We start from the raw sequence: 2,630 nt of genomic DNA on the forward strand, positions 1-2,630 counted from the left end.
TTCATTAACTGCTCATCGAGGAGTTCTCATGGTTAAGTTCATGTGCAATCTGTTCGGTATTGAAATTGTTCCGGCGGGCGGCGGTCGTTGCGCTGATCATTGCGGTGGTCGTATGCCGATTCCGGGACAGAAGCCGCTGTAGAAAGTGAAGTATCCCTGCTTCCACCTGCTGTAGCGTGTGCTTACTCTAATGGGTGGAGGCAGGGCTACGCTTCTGAAAGATACAAAGGAGTTGTCGGTCATGGGTGAAGTGTGGGCTAAAAGAGGAAATAGGATTTCCCTTGTGGAGCATAAGGGTAATTATTTTATTGTGCCTCGTTTGTTAGTTACTGCTAATGGTGGGACGTGTTTGCGCCCATGGGTGCTGGATAGATTATTATCTATGAGCCAGCTAAAAAAAGATTCTGATGATGCGCTTTCGATAACGTATCATCCAGGTTTTGCCTGTAATTTGACTTGCTCATATTGCTATCAGGTAGATTCTAGTGGACTCCGCCCCCAAAATAAACGAGATAAGGCAATTACCACAGAACAGATGGCTAGATTTCTTGCTGGGTATGCCAGGGATATGGGAAAGTCTGAATTTTCTGTGACTTACTTGGGTGGTGAGCCTCTTTTGTATATAAAAGATATTCTTGATTTTCACCGATGCCTTACCAAGTTTATGCCGGTTAATGGAAGTTTTCTGGTAACTAATGGTGTGCTAATCAATGAAGAAAATATAAAGTATTTGAAAATTATAGATTGTTATACCATTCAGATTACAATAGATGGAGCTGAAGATGTGCATAATATGTACAGAAAAACTAAGTCGGGATGGGGGAGTTATCGGAAGATTATTGATTCAATTCTCCTACTCTTACAAGAAGGATTTTATGTAAGTATTAGGGTTAATGTAACTAGTGTGAGCATTAATTCTATAGAGAGTCTTCTCGATGACCTGTATATAAATCTTGGTCATCCTAATAACATTTCGATTTATTTCGCACTTATTGACAATACAAATATGTATCATGATTCTATTAAGGAGTCGAATGAATATATTGATAAATATGTTAATGCGTATAGGGTTGCAGTGAAGAAAGGTTTCAAAATATCTCACCCTGGGCATAGTGGCTATTGTTCAACATGTCGAACCCCAAGGTCTGAATTAGGGTACCAGCCAGAAGGGGTAGTCTTGACATCCTCTGGAAAATTGTATAGTTGCTGGGACAGTGCCGGCCAGCAATCGATGGAGGTTGGAAATGTTATTGATGGATATAATCCTGCAGCTTATGAAAAGTCATGGGTTCAGTGTGGCTACTTGGATTGTAATAAGTTGTCACAACGGGAAGCCATCAATTCAGTTATTTTGATGCTTAAAGATGAGTTCAATATGATTTTGTGAGCGTGGTGAGAATGAAAAATCTATTTTCTTCTATACTCTGGTCTTTCCGCCTAGCCTGGAAAACCTGTCCTGGGACCCTAGTGAGCGCCGCCCTATCACTAGCCGTTATAGCCTGCATTCCCTTGAGTCAGTCCCTGCTGATCGGTAATACAGTATCAGCCTTGAGTGGTTCAAATGGTGGCGCGGCCTGGATTTATATCGTTGCTCTTGCCCTTGTTGCTGGAATTAATATCATTGCTCAACGCTGGGTCATAAGTAACATGCGCATCCTCAAGTCAAAGATGAACTATCGGGTTCACTGCATGTTAAATAACAAGTTATCTACATTTCCGTTATCTGATATAAGTAGCACAAAATCACAGGAAGATATACGTGCTGCTAGAGAGGCAATATCAAAACAGGAATTGCAGGTTCACACCATGTCAGTTATGGCACTGGTGAGTGCCTTCGCAATGGTGTTACTTCTCTGTCTCAATATTGCGAACGTCAGCATTGTGGCAGCAATTTTTGCGGCACTGTGTTCACTACCCCTATCTATTGCAATGGTAATCCTCGCTAAACGTGATTACGCTATATACACCCTAATGTACGAGGACTATCGGGTAGAGAACTACTATCTAGACAATCTGATGGCTCAAAGTCGCGCCCAAGAACTTCACCTCATGAGAGCCTCCCGATTTTTCTCGCAACGCGTAGCGTCCTGGCGACGCCGGGCAGCCGGTAGGGAATTGAGCCTTGAAAGTGTTAGAGGAATCATCTCCATAGTTGCAGGGCTACTCTGCTCTGTCTTACTCTTTGCGTCCCTGTACTTCCTTGTGGATTCAGGAGCCGATATATCGTATGTGGCCGGATCGCTGATTGGAATCATCGCCTGTGTTAACGCGACCCAAGAGGTGGGATATTCATTCGGCCAGATTATTAATGGAGCATTATCTGTTCAGCAATTCCGAAGGGTATGCGACTCTGATACTTACGACCATGCTTCTGAGATAAAAACTTCTAACCCTAACCGTGAAAATATTTCAAAAATTATATGCAAAGATGTATCCGTTCAGTATGAGGGCGCGTCGTCTTTTGCGCTTAAAGATATTAATCTTGAGCTGATGAATAATCAAATGATTGCAGTAGTTGGTGCCTCGGGCGCGGGAAAAACAACGCTAATAAATGCAATTCTTGGAATTACACCAATTGCCCAGGGGAGCATAACGTATAAGGGTGCTTCTTCTGAGAGTAAATACAACAT

2 protein-coding genes are annotated in these 2,630 nt (G+C 42.6%); both read left to right on the forward strand.

Going from position 1 to position 2,630, the window contains the following annotated elements; genetic code table 11:
* Positions 1 to 241: 241 nt before the first annotated feature.
* Positions 242 to 1,387, forward strand: coding sequence for a radical SAM protein (locus tag O3648_RS08135; RefSeq protein WP_371569517.1), 1,146 nt, complete (start codon positions 242 to 244; stop codon positions 1,385 to 1,387).
* A gap of 122 nt (positions 1,388 to 1,509) precedes the next feature.
* Positions 1,510 to 2,630, forward strand: a 1,121-nt coding sequence (locus tag O3648_RS08140) for an ATP-binding cassette domain-containing protein (protein WP_371569520.1), incomplete at its 3' end; no start/stop codon positions are given.

The organism is Rothia sp. 27098_8_161, from assembly GCF_041432905.1.
Classification (GTDB): domain Bacteria; phylum Actinomycetota; class Actinomycetes; order Actinomycetales; family Micrococcaceae; genus Rothia.